22 protein-coding genes are annotated in these 22,663 nt (G+C 68.2%); 9 read left to right on the forward strand and 13 right to left on the reverse strand.

Translation table 11 applies throughout. From position 1 onward, the window contains the following. The first annotated feature begins 14 nt into the window (after positions 1-14). The 4 genes from maiA to RZR99_RS06905 all read left to right on the forward strand — a co-directional run bounded on the left by maiA (position 15) and on the right by RZR99_RS06905 (position 4,746). A complete protein-coding gene (maiA, locus tag RZR99_RS06890) occupies positions 15-659 on the forward strand; it encodes a maleylacetoacetate isomerase (RefSeq protein WP_323119001.1) in 645 nt (214 codons plus the stop codon). A 36-nt stretch (positions 660-695) separates the two neighbouring features. Then, positions 696-1,904: a 3-hydroxybenzoate 6-monooxygenase gene (locus tag RZR99_RS06895; RefSeq protein ID WP_323119002.1), complete on the forward strand. Its 1,209-nt coding sequence runs from the start codon at positions 696-698 to the stop codon at positions 1,902-1,904. Positions 1,905-1,954: 50 nt separating this feature from the next. Then, a complete protein-coding gene (locus RZR99_RS06900; RefSeq protein WP_323119003.1) occupies positions 1,955-3,328 on the forward strand; it encodes an MFS transporter in 1,374 nt (457 codons plus the stop codon). Between the two features lie 122 nt (positions 3,329-3,450). Further along, on the forward strand, positions 3,451-4,746 hold the full coding sequence (locus tag RZR99_RS06905) for an O-acetylhomoserine aminocarboxypropyltransferase/cysteine synthase family protein (RefSeq protein WP_323119004.1): 1,296 nt from the start codon (positions 3,451-3,453) through the stop codon (positions 4,744-4,746). A gap of 114 nt (positions 4,747-4,860) precedes the next feature. Here the strand turns inward: RZR99_RS06905 and RZR99_RS06910 are convergent, their stop codons facing one another. Continuing rightward, complete coding sequence (locus RZR99_RS06910; protein WP_323119005.1) at positions 4,861-5,292, reverse strand: hypothetical protein; 432 nt, start codon at positions 5,290-5,292, stop codon at positions 4,861-4,863. A 398-nt stretch (positions 5,293-5,690) separates the two neighbouring features. Here RZR99_RS06910 and RZR99_RS06915 point away from each other — a divergent pair, with 398 nt between their 5' ends. Beyond that, a complete protein-coding gene (locus tag RZR99_RS06915) occupies positions 5,691-7,526 on the forward strand; it encodes an ABC transporter ATP-binding protein (RefSeq protein WP_323119006.1) in 1,836 nt (611 codons plus the stop codon). A 273-nt stretch (positions 7,527-7,799) separates the two neighbouring features. Here RZR99_RS06915 and RZR99_RS06920 read toward each other — a convergent pair whose 3' ends face one another. Further along, positions 7,800-8,204 carry a carboxymuconolactone decarboxylase family protein gene (locus tag RZR99_RS06920; protein ID WP_323119007.1) on the reverse strand — a complete coding sequence of 135 codons (405 nt, stop codon included), beginning with the start codon at positions 8,202-8,204 and terminating at the stop codon, positions 7,800-7,802. Positions 8,205-8,331: 127 nt separating this feature from the next. On the opposite strand from RZR99_RS06920, the gene RZR99_RS06925 reads away from it, so the two are divergent. Further along, positions 8,332-9,216 (forward strand): LysR family transcriptional regulator, encoded by an 885-nt coding sequence (locus tag RZR99_RS06925; RefSeq protein WP_323119008.1) that lies wholly within the window; start codon positions 8,332-8,334, stop codon positions 9,214-9,216. Positions 9,217-9,359: 143 nt separating this feature from the next. Here the strand turns inward: RZR99_RS06925 and RZR99_RS06930 are convergent, their stop codons facing one another. The 6 genes from RZR99_RS06930 to RZR99_RS06955 form a co-directional block, all read right to left on the reverse strand. Beyond that, positions 9,360-10,547 (reverse strand): porin, encoded by a 1,188-nt coding sequence (locus RZR99_RS06930; RefSeq protein WP_323119009.1) that lies wholly within the window; start codon positions 10,545-10,547, stop codon positions 9,360-9,362. A gap of 179 nt (positions 10,548-10,726) precedes the next feature. Next, positions 10,727-11,509, reverse strand: coding sequence for an ABC transporter ATP-binding protein (locus tag RZR99_RS06935; protein WP_323119010.1), 783 nt, complete (start codon positions 11,507-11,509; stop codon positions 10,727-10,729). A gap of 9 nt (positions 11,510-11,518) precedes the next feature. Further along, on the reverse strand, positions 11,519-12,244 hold the full coding sequence (locus tag RZR99_RS06940) for an ABC transporter permease (RefSeq protein WP_323119011.1): 726 nt from the start codon (positions 12,242-12,244) through the stop codon (positions 11,519-11,521). Next, positions 12,241-12,927, reverse strand: a complete 687-nt coding sequence (locus RZR99_RS06945) for an ABC transporter permease (protein WP_323119012.1) — start codon at positions 12,925-12,927, stop codon at positions 12,241-12,243. Before RZR99_RS06945 ends, RZR99_RS06940 begins: the two co-directional genes overlap by 4 nt. 96 nt (positions 12,928-13,023) lie before the next feature. Continuing rightward, positions 13,024-13,809, reverse strand: a complete 786-nt coding sequence (locus tag RZR99_RS06950) for an ABC transporter substrate-binding protein (protein ID WP_323119013.1) — start codon at positions 13,807-13,809, stop codon at positions 13,024-13,026. Between the two features lie 46 nt (positions 13,810-13,855). Next, the gene (locus tag RZR99_RS06955; RefSeq protein WP_323119014.1) at positions 13,856-15,025 is read right to left on the reverse strand and encodes a M20 aminoacylase family protein; all 1,170 of its coding nucleotides are present in this window, start codon (positions 15,023-15,025) and stop codon (positions 13,856-13,858) included. Between the two features lie 171 nt (positions 15,026-15,196). Between RZR99_RS06955 and RZR99_RS06960 the strand changes: the two genes are divergently transcribed. The 3 genes from RZR99_RS06960 to RZR99_RS06970 all read left to right on the forward strand — a co-directional run bounded on the left by RZR99_RS06960 (position 15,197) and on the right by RZR99_RS06970 (position 17,465). After that, positions 15,197-16,150 (forward strand): LysR substrate-binding domain-containing protein, encoded by a 954-nt coding sequence (locus RZR99_RS06960; protein WP_323119015.1) that lies wholly within the window; start codon positions 15,197-15,199, stop codon positions 16,148-16,150. Positions 16,151-16,215: 65 nt separating this feature from the next. Continuing rightward, entirely contained in the window at positions 16,216-16,770 is a 555-nt protein-coding gene (locus RZR99_RS06965) for a Fic family protein (protein WP_323119016.1), read from the forward strand. Continuing rightward, positions 16,767-17,465: a Fic family protein gene (locus RZR99_RS06970; RefSeq protein ID WP_323119017.1), complete on the forward strand. Its 699-nt coding sequence runs from the start codon at positions 16,767-16,769 to the stop codon at positions 17,463-17,465. The genes RZR99_RS06965 and RZR99_RS06970 overlap by 4 nt, the downstream gene beginning before the upstream one ends. Positions 17,466-17,589: 124 nt before the next feature. Here the strand turns inward: RZR99_RS06970 and RZR99_RS06975 are convergent, their stop codons facing one another. Genes RZR99_RS06975 through RZR99_RS06995 form a run of 5 tightly spaced genes read right to left on the reverse strand, consistent with a single transcriptional unit; the run spans position 17,590 to position 22,631 of the window. Beyond that, positions 17,590-18,438, reverse strand: coding sequence for an ureidoglycolate lyase (locus RZR99_RS06975; protein WP_323119018.1), 849 nt, complete (start codon positions 18,436-18,438; stop codon positions 17,590-17,592). A gap of 59 nt (positions 18,439-18,497) precedes the next feature. After that, entirely contained in the window at positions 18,498-19,241 is a 744-nt protein-coding gene (locus RZR99_RS06980) for an SDR family oxidoreductase (protein ID WP_323119019.1), read from the reverse strand. A 50-nt stretch (positions 19,242-19,291) separates the two neighbouring features. Continuing rightward, entirely contained in the window at positions 19,292-20,191 is a 900-nt protein-coding gene (locus RZR99_RS06985) for an amidohydrolase family protein (protein WP_323119020.1), read from the reverse strand. After that, entirely contained in the window at positions 20,188-21,249 is a 1,062-nt protein-coding gene (locus tag RZR99_RS06990) for an aldo/keto reductase (RefSeq protein WP_323119021.1), read from the reverse strand. The genes RZR99_RS06985 and RZR99_RS06990 overlap by 4 nt, the downstream gene beginning before the upstream one ends. A 23-nt stretch (positions 21,250-21,272) precedes the next feature. Continuing rightward, positions 21,273-22,631: a UxaA family hydrolase gene (locus RZR99_RS06995; RefSeq protein ID WP_323119022.1), complete on the reverse strand. Its 1,359-nt coding sequence runs from the start codon at positions 22,629-22,631 to the stop codon at positions 21,273-21,275. Between the last annotated feature and the right edge of the window lie 32 nt (positions 22,632-22,663).

Consider the following 22,663-nt stretch of genomic DNA (forward strand, 5'->3'; position numbering starts at 1 on the left):
AGGACGCCCACATCGTGCAGCTCTACCACTTCTTCAACAGCTCGACGTCGTACCGCGTGCGGATCGCGCTGGCGCTGAAAGACCTTCCGTTCGAGTATCGGCCCGTCAACCTCCGCGCCGGCGAGCAACGCGCGCCGCACTACGTCGAGGACGTCAATCCGTCGGCCTCGGTGCCGGTGCTCGTCGACGGCGCCTTCAGCCTCGCGCAGTCGCTCGCGATCATCGACTACCTCGACCAGCGTCACCCCGAGCCGCGCCTGATCCCCGCCGATCCGGCCGCGCGGGCACGCGTGCTCGAACTCGCGAACCTGATTGCGTGCGACATTCATCCGGTGAACAACCTGCGCGTGCTCCGCTACCTGGAGCACACCCTGCACGTGTCGCCCGAACAGAAGGATGCGTGGTACCGGCACTGGATCGCCGAAGGCATGGCGGCCGTCGAGCAATGCCTCGAACGGCACGGCGGCCGTCGCGCATGGTGCTTCGGCGACGCGCCGACGCTCGCCGACTGCTGCCTCGTGCCGCAGATCGCGAACGCGCTGCGCATGGGGTGCGAGCTGGACGGGTTCACGCGCTGCATGGCGATCTACCGCCGCGCGCTGGAGCATCCCGCATTCGCGCGCGCCGCCCCCGCGCGCCAGCCCGACTACATCGGATAAATCCCACGGGGCGCGCCCCGATGGAGGAGACGAGACATGAGCGAGACATCGACCGCACGCGCCCGCGTGCTGATCGTGGGGGGCGGCATCGGCGGCCTGGCGGCGGCGCTCGCGCTCGCACGCGGCGGGATCGGCGTGCAGCTGCTCGAACAGGCCGGCACCATCGGCGAGATCGGTGCGGGTATCCAGCTCGCCGCGAATGCGTTCAACGCACTGGACGCGCTCGGGGTCGGCGACGCGGCGCGCGGCCGCGCGGTGCTCACCGATACGCTGCAGATGAGAGACGCGCTCGACGCGCGCGAGGTCGCCCGGATCGACGTCGGACCCGCCTACCGGCAGCGCTTCGGCAACCCGTACGCGGTGATCCATCGCGCCGACCTGCATCTGTCGATCCTCGACGCCGTGCGCGCGCATCCGCTGATCGCCATGCGCACCGGCACCCAGGTGCGCGCGCTCGAGCAGGATCCGCGCGGCGTGACGGCGGTCGATCAGCATGGCAAGCGTTATCGCGCCGACGCGGCGATCGGCTGCGACGGCGTGAAATCCGCGATCCGCGCGGCGCTGATCGGCGACGCGCACCGCGTGACCGGCCACGTCGTGTATCGCGCGGTGGTCGACGCGCGGAACATGCCCGACGACCTGCGGCTCAACGCGCCGGTGGTGTGGGCCGGGCCGCGCTGTCATCTCGTCCACTATCCGCTGCGCGGCGGGCAGCAATACAACCTCGTCGTCACGTTCCACAGCCGCGACGCGGAAACCTGGGGCGTGCGCGAGGGCAGTCGGGCCGAGGTGCTGTCGTACTTCGACGGCATCCATCCGCTGCCGCGCCGGCTGCTCGACCGGCCGACGTCGTGGAAGCGCTGGGCGACCGCCGACCGCGACCCGGTCGAGCGCTGGAGCACCGGCCGGGCGACCGTGCTCGGCGACGCCGCGCATCCGATGACTCAATATCTCGCGCAGGGCGCATGCCAGGCGCTCGAGGACGCGGTCACGCTCGGCGCGGCCGTCGCCCGCGCCGGCGGCGATTTCGAGGCGGCCTTCGCGCTGTACGAACGCGCGCGCATTCCGCGCTGCGCACGCGTGCTGTACTCGGCGCGCGAGATGGGCCGGATCTACCACGCCGAGGGGGTCGAGCGCTCGGTGCGCAATCGGCTATGGACCGATCGCACGCAGACGCAGTTTCACGACGCACTGCACTGGCTGCACGGCTGGCGCGCGGAAGATTGCCTGAAGGGCGCCGACTGAGCCCGGCCGTTTCCGACATCACCCGCACGCCCCAACGGAGTCAATCCGCCATGACGCCTCACGCCTCGCCCCCGACCGACGTCGCCGCGTTCATCGACCGGCACCCGGTGTCGCCGTTCCAGATCGCGATCGTCGCGCTGTGCTTTCTGATCGTCGCGATCGACGGTTTCGATACCGCGTCGATCGGCTTCATCGCGCCCGTGATTCGCGCGCAGTGGCAACTGTCGCCCGCGCAGCTCGCCCCCGTGTTCGGCGCCGGGCTCGCCGGGCTGATGGCCGGCGCGCTGATATTCGGGCCGCTGGGCGACCGCTTCGGCCGCAAGTGGTTGCTGCTGGCCTGCGTCGCGTGCTTCGGGATCGCGAGCCTCGCGTCCGCGTGGTCGAACTCGATCGGCGTGCTGATCGCGTGGCGCTTCGTCACGGGCCTCGGTCTCGGCGGCGCGATGCCGAACGCGATCACGCTGACGTCGGAATTCTGTCCGGCGAAGCGCCGCTCGCTGCTCGTCACGACGATGTTCTGCGGCTTCACGATCGGCTCCGCGCTCGGCGGCCTGATCGCGGCGGGGCTGATCGAACGCTTCGGCTGGCACGCCGTGCTGTTCGTCGGCGGCGCGGCGCCGCTGTTGCTGTTGCCGCTGCTCGCGTGCTACCTGCCGGAATCGGTGCGCTATCTGGTGGCGACGGGCGCCGATCCGGCGCGCATCCGGCCGATCCTCGCCCGCATCGCGCCGCGCGCCGACCTGACGAACGCGACCTTCGCCGCCGCCCGCCGGCTCGCGGGTTCGCCGGTCGCGCGGCTGTTTCGCGCGGACCTGATGCGCGGCACGGTGCTGCTGTGGCTCGCGTTCTTCATGAGCCTGCTCGTGATCTACCTGCTGTCGAGCTGGCTGCCGACCTTCCTGCGCGCCACCGGCGCGACGCTGCGCACGGCTGCGCTCGTGACCGCGATGTTCCAGGTCGGCGGCACGCTGGGCGCGATTTCGCTCGGCTGGTTGATGGACCGGTTCCGTCCGCACGCGGTGCTCACCGTCAGCTATGTGGCGGCCGGCGGCTTCATCGCGGCGATCGGCGCCGTGGCCGCCGACCCGTGGCTCGCGGGCGCGGCGGTGTTCTGCGCCGGCTTCTGCGTGTCGGGGGCGCAAGTCGGCGCGAATGCGCTGTCGGCGGCGTTCTATCCGACCGACTGCCGCGCCGCCGGCGTGAGCTGGGCGAACGGCATCGGCCGCTTCGGCTCCGTGCTGGGGTCGCTCGCGGGCGGCGCGATGCTCGCGATGACTCTGCCCCTGCCGGTCGTGTTCGCGGCGGTCGGCGTGCCGGCGCTTGTCGCGGGCACGCTGATGGCGGCGCTGGGCAGGGAACAGGTGCGGCGCGGCCAGGCGGCGCCGGCCGTGCCGCCGGCGCACGCGCCGCGACAGCCTCTGTGAGCCCCCGCCGGCGCCTCGTCCACGACGCCGAACCCCCATAAGCTAGTCACCAAACAAGCTAAAACATCCCGCGCCCGGCTTCTATAATCGGCCGACCTTCCCATGGAGACAGGAGCGCAGCGATGACCGATTCAGCTTCCGCCGACTGGCGCCTCGAAACGATCGCCGTACACGGCGGCTACAGTCCCGACCCGACCACCCGCGCGGTCGCCGTGCCGATCTACCAGACGGTGGCGTTCGCCTTCGACGACACCCAGCACGGCGCCGACCTGTTCGACCTGAAGGTGCCGGGCAACATCTATTCGCGGATCATGAATCCGACCCAGGACGTGCTGGAGCAGCGCGTCGCGGCCCTGGAGGGCGGGGTCGGCGCGCTGGCGCTCGCGTCCGGCCAGGCGGCCGTCACCTACTCGATCCTGACGATCGCGGAAGCCGGCGACAACATCGTGTCGTCGAGCACGCTGTACGGCGGCACCTACAACCTGCTCGCCCACACGCTGCCGCAATACGGCATCACGACGCAGTTCGCCGACCCGCGCGATCCCGCGTCGTTCGAAGCGCTGATCGACGCGCGCACCAAGGCGATCTTCGCCGAATCGGTCGGCAATCCGCTCGGCAACATCACCGACATCGCGGCGCTCGCCGACATCGCGCATCGCCACGGCCTGCCGCTGATCGTCGACAACACCGTGCCGTCGCCGTACCTGCTGCGGCCGTTCGAACACGGCGCCGATATCGTCGTGCATTCGCTCACCAAGTATCTCGGCGGCCACGGCACGAGCCTGGGCGGCGCGATCGTCGATTCCGGCAAGTTCCCGTGGGCCGAACACGCGGACCGCTTCAAGCGGCTCAACCAGCCCGACGTCAGCTACCACGGCGTGGTGTACACCGAGGCGTTCGGCCCGGCCGCCTACATCGGCCGCGCGCGCGTCGTGCCGCTGCGCAACACCGGCGCGGCGATCTCGCCGTTCAACGCGTTCCAGATCCTGCAGGGCATCGAAACGCTCGCGCTGCGCATCGACCGGATCAGCGACAACGCGCTGAAGGTCGCGCAGTATCTGGCGCGGCACGAGAAGGTGGAATGGGTCAATTACTCGGGGCTGCCGGATCACCCCGATCACGCGCTGGTCGCGCGCTATCTGTCCGGGCGCGCCCCCGGCATCCTCACGTTCGGCGTGAAGGGCGGCCGCGACGCGGGCGCGGCGTTCCAGGATGCGCTGCGGCTGTTCACGCGGCTCGTCAACATCGGCGACGCCAAGTCGCTCGCGACCCACCCGGCGTCGACCACGCACCGGCAGCTGTCGCCCGCCGAACTGGCGAAAGCCGGCGTGAAGGAAGAAACCGTCCGGCTGTCGATCGGGATCGAACACATCGACGACCTGCTCGCGGATCTCGGCCAGGCGCTCGCGCGTACCTGATTGACCGGGGGCGCAGGCGGATCGTCGACGATCCGCCTGCGCTTCGCGCCCCGTCACGAGGGCGGCGGCATCCGCCCGGCGATATGCCGCGGCACGGCGGCATGCGATTGCGCGTTACCCCCGGCGCGACGCCCGCGCGACGCATCCGATCGCGTCCTCCGTGAGCACGCGCAGCGGCGTGGCGGCCGGATCGTGTTTCGGGCTCCGGTCGATCCGCCTCCGTGCGATCTCCCGTTTGATCCATTCGGTCATCTCGCGCCTGATGTGCAACGCGTTCTCCGCAAAGCGCACGGCGAACTCGGAATGGCGCGTGCTTGCGCCGCACTCTCGATACGAATACGCACATAGGCGGCATCGCACGCGCGTTCGAATATCGAGCCCCGCCGGTTCGGCTTCATCGCACGCAACGACGCGGAAAATGCGTCGCGCGCTGACGACGATGCCAGGCCCGGTGCGGGCGATCCGGGGGCCAGGGACGGCAACGTGGACGCGCTCGAAGACGCGGATGCGTACCGCGCCGGCCTTCGCCGATCGCCAGGATGCCAAAGTCGTCGTTCCGGACTTGACCCACGGCCTGCTGCGCGTTCGCGGGTTCGGCCATCGGCTCGAATCCGACCGGCCGACTTGGAAAAAAACCGCGGTTCATCGTGCTGAGCCGGCGCGCCGGCGAGCCGGGCGCACTCGACCTGATCGTCCGCCGGATCGATCGGCAGCGAGCGGAACCGGTTCACCCGGAACCCCGCGAATCGCGAACGGAGCGGCCCTCCCGTGCGACGCGAACGGGGCGGATGCCCGCACCGCGCTCCGCGCGCGTTCAAGGCGGCAGGATTCCGGCAAGCAAGCCGCATGCGTGATAGATTTTTCCGTATCGCAGCCCGCTGGATGGCGCGTGATACGGGGCCAGTCAACGCGTCGCCCGACGACGCCAGCAAGGAGACGAACTCATGTTCTCGATATTTGAACGGCGGGTGCCGACATTTCCCACCGAGGAACCGGCCACCCCGCCGAAAGGGCTGTTCGCGTTCATCTGGACCTGCACGCAAGGCGCGCGCGGCTGGATTCTCCTGGTATCGCTGACGTCGGCCGCGCTGTCGGCCTACGAGGCGGCATTGTTCGCGATGATGGGACACGTCGTCGACTGGCTGTCCGCCACCACGCCGGCGGGTCTCTGGGACGCGCGGCGCGGCACGATCCTCGGCTTCGCCGGCATCCTGGCCGGCAGCGTGCTGCTGCTCGGGCTGCATACGATGGTGATGCACCAGGTGCTCGCCATCAATTTCCCGATGCGGCTGCGCTGGGTGTTTCACCGGCTGATGCTGGGCCAGAGCCTGTCGTTCTACGCGAACGAGTTCGCCGGCCGCGTCACCACCAAGATCATGCAGACCGCGCTGTCGATGCGCGAGGCGCTGTTCATGACGGTGGACGTGCTGGTGGGCGTCGCCGCATACCTGATCGGCATCCTGCTGCTCGCGGCCAGTTTCGAATGGAAACTGATGATTCCGTTCGCCGTCTGGCTGTTCGCATACGGCATCGCCTGCTGGTTCTTCGTGCCTCGCCTGGGCAAGATCGGCGGCGCGCAGGCCGATGCCCGCGCGATGATGACGGGACGGATCACGGATGCCTACGCGAACATCGCCACCGTGAAGCTGTTCGCGCATACGCACCGCGAAGCCGACTACGCGCGGCGCGCGATGGAGGAATTCAAGACCACCGGCTATGCGCAGATGCGTCTCGTCAGCGCGTTCGAGATCACCAATCACCTGCTGATCACCGGCCTGCTGATCGGCGCGACCGGGCTCTCGCTGCACCTGTGGATGATCGGGCAGGTCGGCGCCGGCGTGGTGGCCGCCGTGATCGCGATGGCGCTGCGCCTGTCCGGCTACTCGCACTGGATCATGTGGGAGATGACCGGCCTGTTCGAGAACATCGGCACGATCCAGGACGGCATCGCCACCTTGACCAAGGTGCGTGCCGTCACCGACGCGCGCGACGCCCGGCCGCTGTCCGTCAAGCAAGGCGGGATCGTGTTCGACAACGTGAGCTTCGCGCACGACAGCGGCGGCAGGCAGGTGATCGACCGCCTGAACCTGGTGATCCGGCCGGGCGAGCGGATCGGCCTGATCGGCCGCTCCGGCGCGGGAAAATCCACGCTCGTCAATCTGCTCCTGCGCTTCTACGACGTGGGCTCGGGCCGCATCTGCATCGACGGGCAGGACATCGCGCACGTGACCCAGGACAGCCTGCGCGGCGCGATCGGCATGGTGACGCAGGACACCTCGCTGCTGCACCGCACGATGCGCGAGAACATCCTGTACGGCCGGCCCGATGCGAGCGACGCGCAGATGCACGACGCGGCCGCCCGCGCCGAAGCCTCGGCGTTCATCGAGAACCTGAGCGACCAGCGCGGCCATCGCGGCTACGACGTCGAGGTCGGCGAGCGCGGCGTGAAGCTGTCGGGCGGCCAGCGGCAACGCGTCGCGATCGCGCGCGTGATGCTCAAGGACGCGCCCATCCTGGTGCTCGACGAGGCCACCAGCGCGCTGGATTCCGAGGTCGAAGCCGCCATCCAGCAAAGCCTGGGCAATCTGATGGGCGGCAAAACGGTGATCGCGATCGCGCACCGACTGTCGACCATCGCCGCGATGGACCGCCTGATCGTGCTCGACGAAGGCCGGATCATCGAGGAAGGCACGCATCAGCAGTTGCTGCAATCGGGAGGGGTCTATGCGGGGCTGTGGATGCATCAGAGCGGCGGCTTCCTGGGCGAGACGGAGGATTGAGTCCGGCACGCGGGCCGGCGCGATGCGCGGCGTGATGGGCGAAACGTTCGCAGCCGCGCATTCCCGCGCGGACACCCCTTGTCGCGCAGCCCCGCGTGTCCGGTAAGCGGGGCTGTCCGATGTATATGTCACGCATGGCGGGCGGGCGTGGAAAGCCCCGGTGCGGCGTTCGCCCCCTTCTCGAACGCGTCGATCGCATCCACATCGCTCGACACGGCCGTGCGCGCCAGCAAACTCGGCCGCATCCCGCTTCGAGCGCGCCGGGATCCCGGATCAGCTCGCGACCGGCGAGGCCTCGTCCAACTGCGCGAACACCTCCTTCAACAGAACCAGCGCATTGCGAACGGCCGGTCCGCCCGCATAAAAGGTCAGTTGCAGCACGGTCTCGACGATCTGCTCGCGCGTCGCGCCCACCCGCAGCGCGGCTTGCGCGTGCGCGCGCAGTTGCGGCATCGCATGCCCCAGCGTCACGCAGGATGCGACGAGGATCAGTTCGCGCGTGGCGAGATCGAGGCCCGGCCGGTTCATGATCGATCCGATCGACCATTCGATGGTCATATCCGCGAATGCCGGACAGATTTCGGCCACCTCGGCCACCATCGCCGCGCCGGCATGGCCGCCATGAAGCTGTTCGAACAGTTCCAGACCTCGGCGGCGAAGGGGATTGTCGGTTGTCATCGCTTGATGCTCCAGAGTCGGTTGGAAGGGCCGGTTCCGGGTATCGGAGCCGTGGATGTACTGTCGTTGATGCCCGGGGGCTTTTGAAGTAGGCTCGGGTGACTTCACTCAGAACCCTGGGTTTCGAATGCTCGACCGGTTGCTCAGCATGGCGGTGTTCGTCTGCGCCGCGGAAAAACGCAGCTTCGCGGCCACGGCGGAGACCTTCGGCATCTCCGCGACGATGGTCGGCAAGCACGTGCGCTTCCTCGAATCGCGCGTGGGCGCCCAGCTCCTGAACCGCACCACGCGCCAGCAGTCGCTGACGGAAATCGGCCAGATCTATTACGCGCGATGCAAACAGGTGCTCGCCGACGCCGACGCGGCGGACGCCTGCGCGGCCGACATGCGCGCGGCGCCGCGCGGCGTGCTGAAGGTGCACGCGCCCGTGTCGTTCGGCAGCCAGCGCCTGGTGCCGGCGCTCGCGCGCTATCTGCGGCGCTACCCCGATGTGAGCGTCGATCTGACGCTCGCCGATCGTCCGATCGACTGGGTGGAGAAAGGCTACGACGCGGCGATCCAGATCGGCGCATTGAGCGAGTCCGGGCTGGTCGCCCGGGCGCTGCAGCCGTACGAGATGTGGCTGTGCGCCGCGCCGGCGTATCTGGTGGAATTCGGCATGCCGCGCGCGGCGGCCGATCTCGCCGCGCACCAGTGCCTCGGCTTCAGCTACTGGCGCAGGAAGAACACCTGGCGGCTGCATCGCGACGGCCGGACCGAAAGCGTGCCGGTGCAAGGCCGGCTGACCGTCAACCACGGCCAGGCGCTGCGGACGGCCGCCGTCGCCGGCCTCGGCATCATCATGCAGCCGGCGGTCCTGTTGGACGAGGACGTCAAGGAAGGGCGCCTCGTCAGAATCCTGACGGACTATCAGCCGCCGTCCCAGCCGATGCACCTGCTCTATCTGGCTGATCGGCGGCCCACGCTGAAGCTGAGAAGCTTCGTGGAGTTCGCGGTCGACGCGTTTCGGTAGGCGCGGGATTCCCGAAAGCGCGGGCCGCGCGATTCATGCGGTGGCGGACGCGCGCGGCATCGCCTGCGTCGCCGACGATCGAAACCGCGCGGCCTTCATTCCTGCCCGCCGCCGTCTCCGGGTCGCCGTCCGCCGTCAGCGCGTCAGAACTTGTGCCGAATCCCCGCATGAACCAGCAGTTGCTTCGACGTCGACGACAAATCGGCCGCCCCCGGCACATAGGCCTGGTCCAGCGACGAGCCGGTCGTCGCGCCTGCGACCCGCTGGTAGGCGCCGAGCAAATAGACGTCCGTGCGTTTCGACAGGTTGTAGTCCACCATCAGTCCGATCGAATGAATCTTCGGCTTCACCTTGCCCGTCGTCGCATCGTAGGTTTCGAGCGTGTACACGTACTGCGCGCCGACGAACAAGGCGGACGTGAACTGGTATTTGCCGTTCAACTCGACGTTCTGGTATTTCAGCGACGTCAGGGTTCCGCCGGCGAGCGGCCCGGACACCGGCTGGATCGTTTCCTGTCCGAACAGGTAGCCGACGTTGGCGCTCGGATTGCCGAGATACGAATTCGTATACGCGAACCCGACCGTCGCCGGCCCCGCCGTGTAGTTGATCCCCGCGCCGAACACCCGCAGTCGCGACGACACGAAATTCGCGTCCGCCGACAACCCGCCGCCTCCACCGGCGATGGCGCCCCCCGACGTCGCGCCCGGATTGTCGGCGTTCAGGAATGCGGCCGCGACGAGCAGCCCGCCGTTCGCGTACTGCGCACCGATGCTCCACTGCCGGTTGTTCGCGAAGCCGGTATCGTTGCTGAAGCTGTAGGTGCCGCCGAACGAGAACCCGGCGAACGCAGGGCTCGCATACTTGATCGTGTTGTTGACCCGGAACGTGTTGCCGGTATTGTCGTTGTCGAACGGATGCGAGAACGGATAGACGCCCCAACTGCCGTTCGCCGTGACCGGCGCCAGATAGTCGACGACGGCGTCGTACTGGCGGCCAAGCGTCACCGTGCCGAAACGCTCGTTCGCGAGCCCGACATAAGCCTGCCGCCCGAACGCCCGGCCGCCCTGCGCCAGCGCGCCGTTGCCCGCATTGAAACCGCTCTCGATCTGGAACAGCGCGCTGTTGCCGCCGCCGAGATCCTCCGTTCCCTTGAGCCCCCATCGGCTGCCCTGCGCGAAACCGCTCGCCATCTGATAGACGTGCCCGCCGCCGACGTTGCTCGTGTAATCGACACCCGCGTCGATCAATCCGTACAGCGTGACGCTGCTCTGCGCGAACGCGGGCACCGCAAGCGCGGACAACGCCATGACGGCAATCAATCTCCCTTTCATTTGCAATCCTTATTGTTTATCAGTCGCCGCGCGACTGTCGATCTCCACGCCGTGGCCGGCCGAGAGTCCGGCCACGGTTCCGCCTGCGCCATCCGAGCGCAAGCCGGATGGCGCAGATCCGTCAGGGAACCCTCCGCGCCGCCGCGCACCCGACGGTGCGGCCGCCGCGACGCATCCCGTTATTTCAGATTGCCCGACAGGAACCGCGCGAGCCGTTCACTGCGCGGCGCGGCCAGCACGTCGGCCGGATCGCCCTCTTCCTCGACCCGTCCTCGATGGAGAAACATCACGCGATTCGACACTTCCCGCGCGAACGCCATCTCATGCGTGACGACCACCATCGTGCGGCCCTCCCCGGCGAGCGTCCGCATCACGCGCAACACCTCGCCGACCAGTTCCGGGTCGAGCGCCGAGGTAGGCTCGTCGAACAGCAGCACGTCCGGTTCCATGGCCAGCGCGCGGGCGATCGCCACCCGCTGCTGCTGGCCGCCGGACAGATGCGCCGGATAACGCGACTCGAAATCCGCGCCGAGTCCGACCTTGGCCAGATAGTGCCGCGCCCGGTCGCGCGCATCGCGGCGCGGCAGGCCGAGCACGCTGATCGGCGCCTCGATCACGTTCTCGAGCACCGTCAGGTGCGCCCACAGGTTGAAATGCTGGAACACCATCGCGAGCCGAGTGCGGATCGTGCGCAACTGCCGTTCGCTCGCCACGCGCAACCCTCCCGAGCGGTCGCGCACGGTCCGGATCTCGTCGCCGTTCACCGCGACCGTGCCGGCCGTCGGATGCTCGAGAAAGTTGATGCAGCGCAGGAACGTGCTCTTTCCCGACCCGCTGGAGCCGATGATGCTGATGACGTCGCCGGCCCGTGCGCGCAGCGACACGCCATTGAGCACGTCGTGTTCGCCGAAGCGCTTGTGCACGTTGTCGACGGCCAGCTTGTAGACAATCGGATGGGACATTCCGGTTCCTCAATGCATACGGCCGGCGGCCGCGGGTTTCAGAAACGCCAGCCAGCGCCCTTCGAGCATCCGGAAGATCCCCACCAGCGCGAAGGCGACCGCCGCATACAGGCAAGCCGAGATGCCGAACGCCGGGAACGACGCGTAGGTCGCGGAGTTGACGTCGCGCGTCACCTTCATGAGATCCGGCACGGTGGCGGTGAACGCGAGCGTGGTCGAATGCAGCATCAGGATCACCTCGTTGCCGTACATCGGCAGCGCGCGGCGCAGCGCGGACGGCAGGACGATCCGTCGGTACAGCGTGAACGACGACATCCCGTACGCCCGCCCCGCCTCGACTTCGCCGTAGGCCGTCGAGCGGATCGCACCGGCGAGGATCTCGGTCGTGTACGCGCATTCGTTGAGCGCGAACGCGAGCAGCGTGCAGTTCATCGCGCTGCGGAAGAAGTCCGCGAGCGGCGCATGCGCCTGCACGACCTCCAGACCGTAGAGCCCGCTGTAGCACAGCAGCAGCTGGACATAAAGCGGCGTGCCGCGAAACACATAGGTGTACAGCCATACCGGAGCCGACAGCCAGCGGTTCGGCGACGCGCGCGCGATCGACAGCGGCACGGCGAGCGCGAAACCCAGCACCACGGACGCCGCGAGCAACCACAGCGTGACGACGAGGCCGGTCGGCTGATAGCCGTCGGTGTACAGATAGAGCTGCCAGTAATCGCGAATGATGTCGATCATGCCGCCCGCCTCGCGCCCGCCGCATAGCGCGCTTCCAGCCAGGCGAGCACCCCGTGCGAGATCGTCGTGATACCGAGGTAGATCGCGCCCGCGAGCGCCGTGAAGAAGAAGAAATCCTGCGTCGCGCGGCCGGCATCCTGCGCGGCTTTCACCACGTCGGACAACCCGATGATCGACACCAGCGCGGTCGCCTTCACGATCACCTGCCAGTTGTTGCCGATGCCCGGCAGCGCGATTCGCATCATCTGCGGGAACAGGATCCGGCGGAACACCTGCCAGCCTGACATGCCGTAGGCCGCACCCGCCTCGAGCTGGCCGCGCGGCACGCCGAGGAACGCGCCGCGAAACGTCTCGGTGAAGTACGCGCCGTAGATGAAGCCGATCGTCAGCACGCCGGCGCTGAACGGATCGATATCGATCTGCGCGACGCCGAGCGCGTCGGTCGCGCGGTTCAGCAGCATCTGGATGCTGAAGAACAGCAGCAGCATCAACACCAGATCGGGCACCGCCCGGATCAGCGTCGTATAGGCCGCGCCGACGCGCTTGAACAGCGGCCGAGCGGAGAGCTTCGCGGCCGCGCCGGCCAGTCCGAGCGCGATAGCCAATGCCAGCGACAATACGGCCAGCCAGACCGTCGCGCAGGCGCCCGCCCACAGCGACGGGCCAAATCCATCGAAAATCATGAAACGTCTTCCTCGTCGAAACCTGTTGCGCGCGGCGCACCGCCGGAATCGGCCGGCCCCGATCGACCCGGGGCCGGCCGGCACGATCGAAGCGGCCTATTTCGCGCCGTAGATGTCGAAGTCGAAGTACTTCCGGTTGATGCGCGCATACGTGCCGTTCGCCAGGATCGCCGCGAGCGCCTGGTCGAATGCCTGACGCAGCGCGACGTCGTCCTTGCGCAGGCCGAGACCGTCACCGAGGCCGAAGTACTTCGGATCGACGATCGCCGGGCCGTTGAACGTGTAGTCCTTGCCCTGCGGCTTCTTGAGGAAGCCGTCGCTCGCCGCGATCGATGCCTGGAACGACGCATCGAGCCGGCCCGACGTCAGATCCGCGTAGACCTGATCCTGATTCTGATACGACACGATCTGCACGCCGTTCGGCTGCCACATCGCACGCGCGTAGTCCTCCTGGCTCGAGCCCTGTTCGACGCCCACCCGCTTGCCCTTCAGCGACGCGGCGCTCGGCAGCAGGTCCGAACCGCGCTTCACCACCAGGCGGGCAGGCGCATTGGAGATCCTGGCGCTGAACGCGATCTGCTGCATCCGCTTCGGCGTGATCGTCATCGACGACGCGATCACATCGAACTTGCGCGCCATCAGACCCGGGATCATCCCGTCGAAACTCGTTTCCACCCACACGCAGCGCGCCCGCAATTCCGCGCACAACGCATTCGTGATGTCGACGCCGAAACCCGTCAGCGTGCCGTCCGGCGTCTTGTATTCGAGCGGCGGGTAGGTCGGGTCGACGGCAAGCCGGATCTCCTTGCCCGACCAGTCGGCCGCGTGCGCCGCGACCGATACGGCCATCAATGCCAAAGACAGCGTCATCCATTTCTTCATGTCAGTCTCTCCTCCAGGGGTCTAATCGGGATATCCGCGCAGGGCGTTACCGCAAGAATCGTTCGGCGAGCATCACCCAGTAGCTCGCGCCGAACGCGAGGCAATCGTCGTTGAAATCGTATTCGGGGTTGTGCAATGCGCAGCCTTGCGCGCCCTCGCCGTTGCCGATCGACAGATAGCTGCCGGGGCAGCGCTCCAGCATGAAGGCGAAATCCTCGCTCGCCGTGTGCGGTCCGAAATCGTCGATCAGCGCGCCGGGACCGGCCCAGTCCAGCGCGACCTGACGCGCGAAGGCGGTTTCGTCCGGATGATTGACGAGCACCGGATAGCCGTGCCGATAATCGATATCGGCCAGTGCGCCGAAGCTCGCCGCCTGTCCGTGCACCGTCTCCCGAATGCGGCGCTCCAATAGCGCGCGCACGTCGGGGGTGAGCGCCCGCACGCTCAGCAGCATCTCCGCGCTCGGCGGAATCACATTGGACGCGGCGCCCGCGTGGATCGAGCCGACCGTCACGATCGCCGCGTCCTGCGCGCTCACGTTGCGCGACACGATGCTCTGCAGCGCCATCACGATCGATGCGCACACGACGATCGGATCGACCGTCTTGTGCGGCGTCGCGCCATGCCCTCCGCGCCCGGTCACGCGGATCGCCACCTCGTCGGCCGACGCCATCGCCGGGCCGCTGCAAAAGCCCAGTTGGCCGACCGGAAAGCCCGGCACGTTATGCATCGCGAACACCGCGTCGCACGGGAACCGCTCGAACAGGCCGTCCTCGATCATCTTGCGGGCGCCGCCGAGTCCTTCCTCGGCGGGCTGGAAAATCAGGTGCAGCGTGCCGTCGAAACGCGCGCGGCCGGCCAGGCAGCGCGCGGCGGTCAGCAGCATCGCGGTATGGCCGTCGTGACCGCACGCGTGCATCACGCCCTCGATCCGGCTCGCATGCGGCAGGCCCGTCGCTTCGCGAATCGGCAACGCATCCAGGTCGGCCCGCAGGCCGAGCGAGCGCCCCGCGCCCCGCGCCAGCGTACCGACGACGCCGGTGCCGGCCAGTCCGCGCGTCACCCGGTACCCCCAGTCGCTCAGGCACTGAGCGACCAGTTCGCTCGTCGCATGTTCACGGAAACCCAACTCCGGGTGCGCGTGCAGGCGGCGCCGCAACGCGACCATGTCTTCCCGCACCGCGGCCACCTCGGGTAAAACGCATTCAGCCTTCATACCAGTCATGTCTCGGGAAAAATCGCTCAGCCGGAGTTGTCGGGTGCCGCCGGTATCGCGAGACACGCGGCGGCAATTCGTGGGCTGGATCGTATGTAGCGAAAACGCGAGAGAGAAGCCGCAGTTTTGTTATGATGACAACCAATTGTTGTCGGGTATCTAACCTATTCCATGAAACTCCACCAACTGCATGCGCTCGTCGCGAGCGCCGAGGCCGGCAGCATCCGCGGGGCCGCACGCGCGCTCGGCATCTCGCAGGCGGCGGTCACGCGGGCGCTGCGCGAACTGGAAGCCAGCGAGCGCCTGCCGCTGCTGATCCGCGCGCCGGAGGGCATCAGCTTCACGGACTACGGCAAGGCGCTGCTGACCCACGCGAAACTGGTGTTGAACCAGCTCGAACACGCGCAGAACGATCTCGCCCAGATGCGCGGACGCATCGAAGGGCGGCTGAGCGTCGGCATCGCGCCGTGGATCACGATGACCTTCCTTGCGGAGACGGTCCTGCTGTTTCGCGAGCGCATGCCCGAGGTGCGGCTGGAACTGTTCGAGAGCTTGATGGCGGTCGCGCAACCGCTGCTGCGCAGCGGCGACATGGATTTCGCGATCGGCCAGTTGCAGCCGTCCGCCGCCGCGCAGGAGTTCGCGTGCGAGCCGATGCTCGCTTACGAAACGTCGGTGATGGTGCGGGAGGGGCACCCCAGGCAGCACGCGTCATCGATCCACGAGCTGCTCGACCAGGACTGGGTGCTCAATTTCGCGCCCGACGGCCAGGCCGGGCTGATCCACTATCTGTTCACGCGGCACGGCGCAAACATCGACGATCGGCGCATCGTGCGCGCGCAGTCGCTCGCGACACTGCAGACGATGCTCGAATCAGCGGGCATGTGTACGTGGTGTCCGACCGTCTTGAGCCGCGTGCCGCCGTTCCGGTCGAGGATGCGCGCACTGGCGCTGAAGGAGCGGTTCGAACCGAGACAACTCAGCATCGTCACTCGCCGCAACAGCACACTGAGCAGCGCGGCGCTGTGCTTCATCGAATGCCTGCAGCAGATCATCCGGCGGCACGCGCGATCCGCGAAGGCGGACGATCTCGCGCTGTTCGACACGTTGACGTTGCTGATCTGAACGACGCCCGCCCTGCATCGGCGGCGCTCTCGCCGCACGCCGCCAATCGGCCGTCGATTCGCCAAATGCACGCCAGCAACATGATCGAACCCGCGTTTCCGAACGACGGGGAGAGGGTCCGGATCCTCGACGCCGTTGCGGATTTTCGTGAAGGTGCAGCGCGCCTTTCCGCCCGCGTCGGACGGGATTCGCGCAATGCGCTTGCACCGCTATTGCGTGCCATGAACTCGTATGACACGAACAGGATCGAAGGGCAGCACACCTACCCGGCCGGCCTGGAAGCCGCCATCGAGAAGAATTTTTCGGTAGAACAAGAGACATTTCGGCGCCAGAAACTCGCCGTGGCGCACATGCAGGTGGAAACCGAACTTGAGCCCGTCGCGATTCGGTCAGCGTGGTCGGATCAGTTCCGCGAGGAATGGATTTGCCGCATCCACCGCGATCTCTACCAAACACGCCCGCCACCGGCACTGATGATCCTGGATGCGCAGGGCAACGAACACAGTGCGCCGGAGCCAGGGATGCTGCGGAACATAGAAATCACCGTGGGCGCTCATCGCGCGCCCCCTCCCGCCATGCTGCCGGACCCGTTGCATCACTCGCATTTCGCTACGGGGTGAATCAGTCCAGCATCAGCAAGAAGATCGTGGCCGCCGGCGCCGCCCTGCATCGGCTTTCGTGGATTCATCCATGCCCTGATGGAAACGGCCGGGCCAGCCCGCTGCAGCATCATCTGCTGCTGCCCCATCTCGGGCCGACCGACGGGCTTTGGTCTCCGATGCGAGGGTTGGCACGGGCTCAGAGCAAATACTATGCGGCACTCGGCGAAGCGGACAAGACGCGCCGCAACGATACGGACGGCCGAAGCAATCTGAGTTCGAGCGGCCCCACCACCTTCCTCGAGTTCTGGCTCGACATCTGCATCGATCAGGTCCGCTTCATGTCGGATCGGTTGGCCTTCGACACGCTCGAACATCGCGATCAAAGTCTCGCCCTGCAGATCGGGCATGATTTCGGGCGAAACATGCTGCATCACCGAAGCATGCTGCAACCGGAGATGCCGGGGCGTGCGCTATATCGATCGTTTCAGGTCGGACGCCTCGAGCGCGGCGAGTTCAAGGCGATGCTCGGCGCGTCCGACCGAACCGCGTCACGCGTGATCTCGCCGCGCCTGAAGCTGCGGCTGATCGCGAGCAAGGGTCGCGTGGCGCCGCTAGAACCGGCGCTGCCGTTCTTCAGCCTGCGGTTCCTCTTTCCCGGGTTATGGCCGGAAGCGGACAATATTCCGCCACCCAGCGTCGACAAGCTCGCCTGACCGGCGCACCCGCGCACAACGCAGCGCCGGCAAAAAATGCGCGCCACTTTTATCGTGCATCGGGAAACCCGCGCTGCGCGAGGTCCCCGCACGGCACACCGCGGCGCGCGCCCCATCTCGACACCTACTGCGCGGCGCGCGTGCGCTGCAGCTGCTCGCCCAGCCCCTCGATCCCGAGACGCACGGTCTGCCCGGGCTTGAGGTAGACCGGCGACGGCTTCACGCCCATGCCGACGCCCGGCGGCGTGCCGGTCGAGATCACGTCGCCCGGCTGCAGGCTCATGCAGCGCGACAGATACGCGATCAGCTGCGCGACCGTGAACACCATCGTCTTCGTGCTGCCGTTCTGGTAACGGTGGCCGTCGACCTCGAGCCACAGCGCGAGCTGCTGCGGATCGGCGACTTCATCGCGCGTCACGAGCCACGGACCGATCGGGCCGAACGTGTCGAAGCCCTTGCCCTTGTCCCACTGCCCGCCGCGCTCGATCTGCCATTCGCGCTCCGACACGTCGTTGACCACGCAGTAGCCCGCGACATGGTCGAGCGCGCGCGCTTCGTCGACATCCTTGCACGCCTTGCCGATCACGACGCCCAGCTCGACTTCCCAGTCGGTCTTGACCGACCCTTTCGGAATCTCGATGCCGTCGTTCGGTCCGCACACCGCGCTGGTCCATTTCGCGAACACCACCGGCTCGGCCGGCACCGCGAGGCCCGACTCCGCCGCGTGATCCGCATAGTTCAGGCCGATGCAGACGAACTTGCCGATCCGCCCGACGCACGCGCCGATCCGGGGCTCGCCCGGCACCAGCGGCAGCGATGCCGGATCGACGCCGCGCAGCGTCGCGAGGCTCGCATCGGACAACGCATCGCCCGCGACATCGGCGAGCCGCGCCGACAGATCGCGAATCCGCCCATCGGCATCGAGCAAACCCGGTTTTTCCTGGCCCACGGGGCCGTAACGAAGCAGTTTCATGACTAGCGACCTCTCCACAGAGACGAACGAAAACGATTGAACGGCGACCGGGGCGGCGCTCAGTTCGACCAGCCGCCGTCGATCACGTGCGCATGCCCGGTCGTGAAGCCGGACTCGTCGGACGCGAGATACAGCGCAAGCGCCGCGATCTCGTCCGCCTTGCCGATGCGCCCCATCGGCTGGCGCGCGACGAACGCCGCGCGCACCGCATCCACCGTCGCGCGCTGCGCCTGCGCCTGCTCGACGATGCGCGCCTCGAGCGACGGCGATTCGACCGTACCCGGGCAAATCGCGTTGCAGCGTATCCCCTGCGCGACGAAATCCGCCGCGACCGCCTTCGTGAGTCCGATCACGGCCGCCTTCGACGCGCCGTACACGCAGCGGTTCGGCACCCCCTTCACGCTCGACGCGGCCGACGACATGTTGATGATAGACCCGCGCCCTTTCTCCAGCATCGCGGGCAGGAACGCCCGGATGGTCCGGTACATCGACTTCACGTTCAGATCGAACGCGAAATCCCAATCGGCCTCGCTGGTTTCCAGCACCGAGCCCGCATGCACGAAACCCGCGCAATTGAACAGCACGTCGATCGTGCCCAGCTCGCGCGCCAGCGCATCGATCGCGGCGCCATCGCGCACGTCGAGCGTGCGCGCCTCGAACGGGGCATCGCGCAGCACATCGATGCGGATGTCGGTCGCGATCACGCGCGCGCCCTCGCGCGCAAAGCATTCGGCGCTCGCGCGTCCGATGCCCTGCGCGGCGGCCGTGACGAGCGCGGTCTTTCCTGCGAGTCTTTGTACCATCTGCAGCTCCCGGTGAAATGACGTCGGAGACATAACGAGTATTGCAGCGCTCACTGCGCTTGCAGCGCAGCGGACGCGGGTGTCAGTCGATAGAAAGCCGCCGCGTTGCCGCCGAAGATCGCGTCCTGCGCCGCGCCGCCCTGCCTGTCGGTGAGGCGCCGCGCGGCCGCGTGCCAGCCGGCGTAGTCGCCGTTCAGGTTCAACACCGGCCAGTCGCTGCCCCACATCAGCCGCGACGCGCCGAAGCAGTCGACCAGATGCCCGACATACGGCGCGAGCACGGCGTCCGACCAGTCCGGCGCGGCCTCCGTCGCGAGTCCGGACAGCTTGCAATGCAGATTCGGCAACGCGGCGAGCTGCGCGATGCCGTCCGCCCACGGCTGCCACGCGGCCCGACCGGCGCGGATCGGCGGCTTCGCGCCGTGGTCGACGACGATCCGCAGCCGCGGAAAGCGCCGCGCGAACGCCGCGAGCGGCGCGACGTGGCGCGGATGGATCAGCGCATCGAACGCAAGCTCCGCTTCGATCAGCGCGTGGATCGCCGGGGCCAGCGCCGGATCGGCGATCCACGCGTCGTCGGGCAGATCCTGCAGCATCGGCCGCACCCCCTTGAAGCGCGGCTCGCGCGCGAGCTCGGCAAGGATCGCCGGCGCCTCGCGGTCCGCGAGCGGCGCCCAGCCGACGACGCCCGCGATCGATGCGTCGGCGCGCGCAAGCGCCAGCAGGTAGCGCGTCTCGTCAAGCGTCGGCGCGGCCTGCACCGCCACCGTGCGCGTCACGCCGGCAGCCGCGCGCAGCGGCGCGAGATCGGCCGGGCCGAACGGCTTGTACAGCGGCGCGAGCGCCGGCGTCAGCCAGCCGTAGTCGCCGCGGGCGGGATCCCAGTAATGCTGATGGGCGTCGACGTATGGCGTCGGACCGGCCGGAATGGGGGGTGGGATCGGGTTCATGGCGTCGGCGCAGCGGCGTCGAGCAGGCCCTCGTCGCGCAACGCGCGCCACAGCGCGGACGGAATGGGGGTGGCGAACGACGCGGCATTCTCGCGAATCTCCGCCGCGCCGGCCGCCCCCGTCAAGACCGTCGCGACCGCCGGATGCGCATACGGGAACTGCAGCGCCGCCGCCGCGAGCGGCACCCGATGCGCATCGCACACGGCCTCGATCCGCGCGACGCGTTCGATCACGCTGGCAGGCGCCTGCCCGTAGTCGTATTTGAGGTCGCCCTTCACGCCGCGCGCGAGAATACCGGAGTTGAACGCGCCGCCCAGCAGGATCTTCACGCCGCGCCGCTCGCACTCGGGCAGCAGGCCCGCGATCGGTCCCTGTTCGAGCAGCGTGTAGCGGCCGGCGAGCAGCGCGCAATCGAGGTCGAACTCGGCCATCGCGTCGAGAATCGCGGCGCTTTCGTTCACGCCGAGGCCGACCGCCTTCACCGCGCCCGACGCGCGCAGCGCATCCAGCGCGCGGAAGCCGCCGCCCGCCGACAGCTGCGACCAGTAATGGTCGTGCAGATCGCCGTGCGTGTAGCGGCCGATGTCGTGAATCAGGAGGATGTCGATTTCGTCGATGCCGAGCCGCTGCTGGCTGTCCTCGAACGAGCGCACGATGCCGTCGTAGGTGTAGTCGTAGATCGCCTCGAACGGCAGCGGCCGCTCCCACCCCTCGCTGCCGTCGTCGGGCGTCCTGCGCGGCACGAAGCGGCGGCCCGCCTTGGTCGACAGCACGTATTCGCCGCGCGGGTACGCGCGCAGCGCGGCGCCCAGCCGGTGCTCGGCTTTCGTGTGTCCGTAATGCGGCGCGGTATCGAAATAGCGGATGCCGGCCTGCCAGGCGGCGTCGACGGTCGCTTGGGCGTCCGCGTCGGACACGTCGCGATACAGGCCGCCGATCGGCGCGGTGCCGAGGCCGAGCGCCGTCAGCGTCACGCCGCGCGTGCCGACCGCGCGGCGCACGCCGATCGCGCCCGCCGGCCGGGGCGCGGAAAACACGCGGGAAGCATCGTGTGCCATGAGCAGGACTCCCCGATCCGGCGTCATGCCGGCGCCGGCGCCGGCGTGGCGCGGCGGCCGCGCGGCCCGCCGACGGGCAGGCAGGCCGGGCCGATCGGTTCGAATGTCTTGTAGGTCAAGATGAACTCCTGATGCCCGAGTGCTTCCGATTTCGATGCGTCGCCGCTCGCGACGGCCAGCGTTTTCGCGAACACCTCGCGGCCCACGTCGTCGAGCGTCGCGCGGCCTTCGAGAATCCGGCCCGCGTCGATGTCCATGTCGCCTTCGAGCTTGCGGAACGTCTCGGGATTCGCGCATACCTTGATCACGGGCGCGAGCGCCGATCCGACCACCGACCCGCGTCCCGTCGTGAACAGGATCACGTGCGAACCGCACGCGATCAGTTCGGCGATCTCCGCATTGTCGCTGATATTCGGAAAACCGAAGCGCGGTTCGCCGTCGGGCACGACGTCGAGCAGGTACAGGCCGGCCGTCGGCGGCACGTCGCCCGGCTTGACGATCCCGACGATCGGCGACGCGCCGCTCTTCGCATACGCGCCGAGCGACTTCTCCTCCTGCGTGGTGAGCCCGCCGTCCGCGTTGCCGACCGCGAAGCTGCCGTGGCCGAGGATCGAGTAATAGCGTTCCGCCTTCTGCACGCACGCGACGATCTCGCGACCCAGCTCGGGGCGCGCCGCGCGGCTCTGCATGTGATATTCGCAGCCGACCAGCTCGCCCGTTTCCTCGAACAGGCACGCGGCACCCTGCTCGATCAACAGGTCGAACGCGCGGCCGACGGCAGGATTCGCGGTGATGCCGCTGGTGCCGTCCGAGCCGCCGCAGATGGTGCCGACGATCAGTTCGTCGAGCGCCATCGGCACCTTCTGCTGCGCGGCGAGCTGCGCGCGCGCGTCGCGAATCCATTCGACGCCGGCCTGGATGGTACTGAGCGTGCCGCCGGCTTCCTGGATCGTCAGCACGCCGGCCGGGCGGCCGCTCGCGCGCACGGCGTCGACCAGGTATTGCTTGTTCATGCTCTCGCAGCCGAGCGACACGAACAACACCGCGCCGACGTTCGGATGCGTCGCGAGCCGCTCCATCATCTTTTCCGCATAGCTGTTCGGATAGCAGCCGGGAAAGCCGATCAGATGCACGGGCGGCGCGTCGGCGGGCGGCGCGGCGTCGCCGGCGAACCGCAGCGGCGCGCGGAACTGCGCGACGATCTCGCGCGCGACGTGATGCGCGCATTCGACCAGGTACGCGACCGCGACGATGTTGCGGATGCCCTTGCGTCCGTCGCCGCGCGGGTAGCCCGCGAGCATCGCGCGGGGGATGCCGCCGCGCGGCTCGTCATCCGGATGGTCGGCGGCGGCCTGCGCGGGCCGGGAAACGGAAACTGACATGATGGTCCACCTGAATGATCGGTTATGCCCGC

Source organism: Burkholderia alba (genome assembly GCF_034721475.1).
In the GTDB taxonomy this organism is placed as follows: Bacteria; Pseudomonadota; Gammaproteobacteria; order Burkholderiales; family Burkholderiaceae; genus Burkholderia; species Burkholderia alba.

What these genes read in the sequence shown, in the direction of transcription:
- RZR99_RS06895 (WP_323119002.1), top strand. Translation starts at nt 696, where the DNA reads ATGAGCGAGACATCGACCGCACGCGCCCGCGTGCTGATCGTGGGGGGC.
- RZR99_RS06900 (WP_323119003.1), top strand. Translation starts at nt 1,955, where the DNA reads ATGACGCCTCACGCCTCGCCCCCGACCGACGTCGCCGCGTTCATCGAC.
- RZR99_RS06905 (WP_323119004.1), top strand. Translation starts at nt 3,451, where the DNA reads ATGACCGATTCAGCTTCCGCCGACTGGCGCCTCGAAACGATCGCCGTA.
- RZR99_RS06915 (WP_323119006.1), top strand. Translation starts at nt 5,691, where the DNA reads ATGTTCTCGATATTTGAACGGCGGGTGCCGACATTTCCCACCGAGGAA.
- RZR99_RS06920 (WP_323119007.1), bottom strand. Translation starts at nt 8,204, where the DNA reads ATGACAACCGACAATCCCCTTCGCCGCCGAGGTCTGGAACTGTTCGAA.
- RZR99_RS06925 (WP_323119008.1), top strand. Translation starts at nt 8,332, where the DNA reads ATGCTCGACCGGTTGCTCAGCATGGCGGTGTTCGTCTGCGCCGCGGAA.
- RZR99_RS06930 (WP_323119009.1), bottom strand. Translation starts at nt 10,547, where the DNA reads ATGAAAGGGAGATTGATTGCCGTCATGGCGTTGTCCGCGCTTGCGGTG.
- RZR99_RS06935 (WP_323119010.1), bottom strand. Translation starts at nt 11,509, where the DNA reads ATGTCCCATCCGATTGTCTACAAGCTGGCCGTCGACAACGTGCACAAG.
- RZR99_RS06940 (WP_323119011.1), bottom strand. Translation starts at nt 12,244, where the DNA reads ATGATCGACATCATTCGCGATTACTGGCAGCTCTATCTGTACACCGAC.
- RZR99_RS06945 (WP_323119012.1), bottom strand. Translation starts at nt 12,927, where the DNA reads ATGATTTTCGATGGATTTGGCCCGTCGCTGTGGGCGGGCGCCTGCGCG.
- RZR99_RS06950 (WP_323119013.1), bottom strand. Translation starts at nt 13,809, where the DNA reads ATGAAGAAATGGATGACGCTGTCTTTGGCATTGATGGCCGTATCGGTC.
- RZR99_RS06955 (WP_323119014.1), bottom strand. Translation starts at nt 15,025, where the DNA reads ATGAAGGCTGAATGCGTTTTACCCGAGGTGGCCGCGGTGCGGGAAGAC.
- RZR99_RS06960 (WP_323119015.1), top strand. Translation starts at nt 15,197, where the DNA reads ATGAAACTCCACCAACTGCATGCGCTCGTCGCGAGCGCCGAGGCCGGC.
- RZR99_RS06965 (WP_323119016.1), top strand. Translation starts at nt 16,216, where the DNA reads ATGCACGCCAGCAACATGATCGAACCCGCGTTTCCGAACGACGGGGAG.
- RZR99_RS06975 (WP_323119018.1), bottom strand. Translation starts at nt 18,438, where the DNA reads ATGAAACTGCTTCGTTACGGCCCCGTGGGCCAGGAAAAACCGGGTTTG.
- RZR99_RS06980 (WP_323119019.1), bottom strand. Translation starts at nt 19,241, where the DNA reads ATGGTACAAAGACTCGCAGGAAAGACCGCGCTCGTCACGGCCGCCGCG.
- RZR99_RS06985 (WP_323119020.1), bottom strand. Translation starts at nt 20,191, where the DNA reads ATGAACCCGATCCCACCCCCCATTCCGGCCGGTCCGACGCCATACGTC.
- RZR99_RS06990 (WP_323119021.1), bottom strand. Translation starts at nt 21,249, where the DNA reads ATGGCACACGATGCTTCCCGCGTGTTTTCCGCGCCCCGGCCGGCGGGC.
- RZR99_RS06995 (WP_323119022.1), bottom strand. Translation starts at nt 22,631, where the DNA reads ATGTCAGTTTCCGTTTCCCGGCCCGCGCAGGCCGCCGCCGACCATCCG.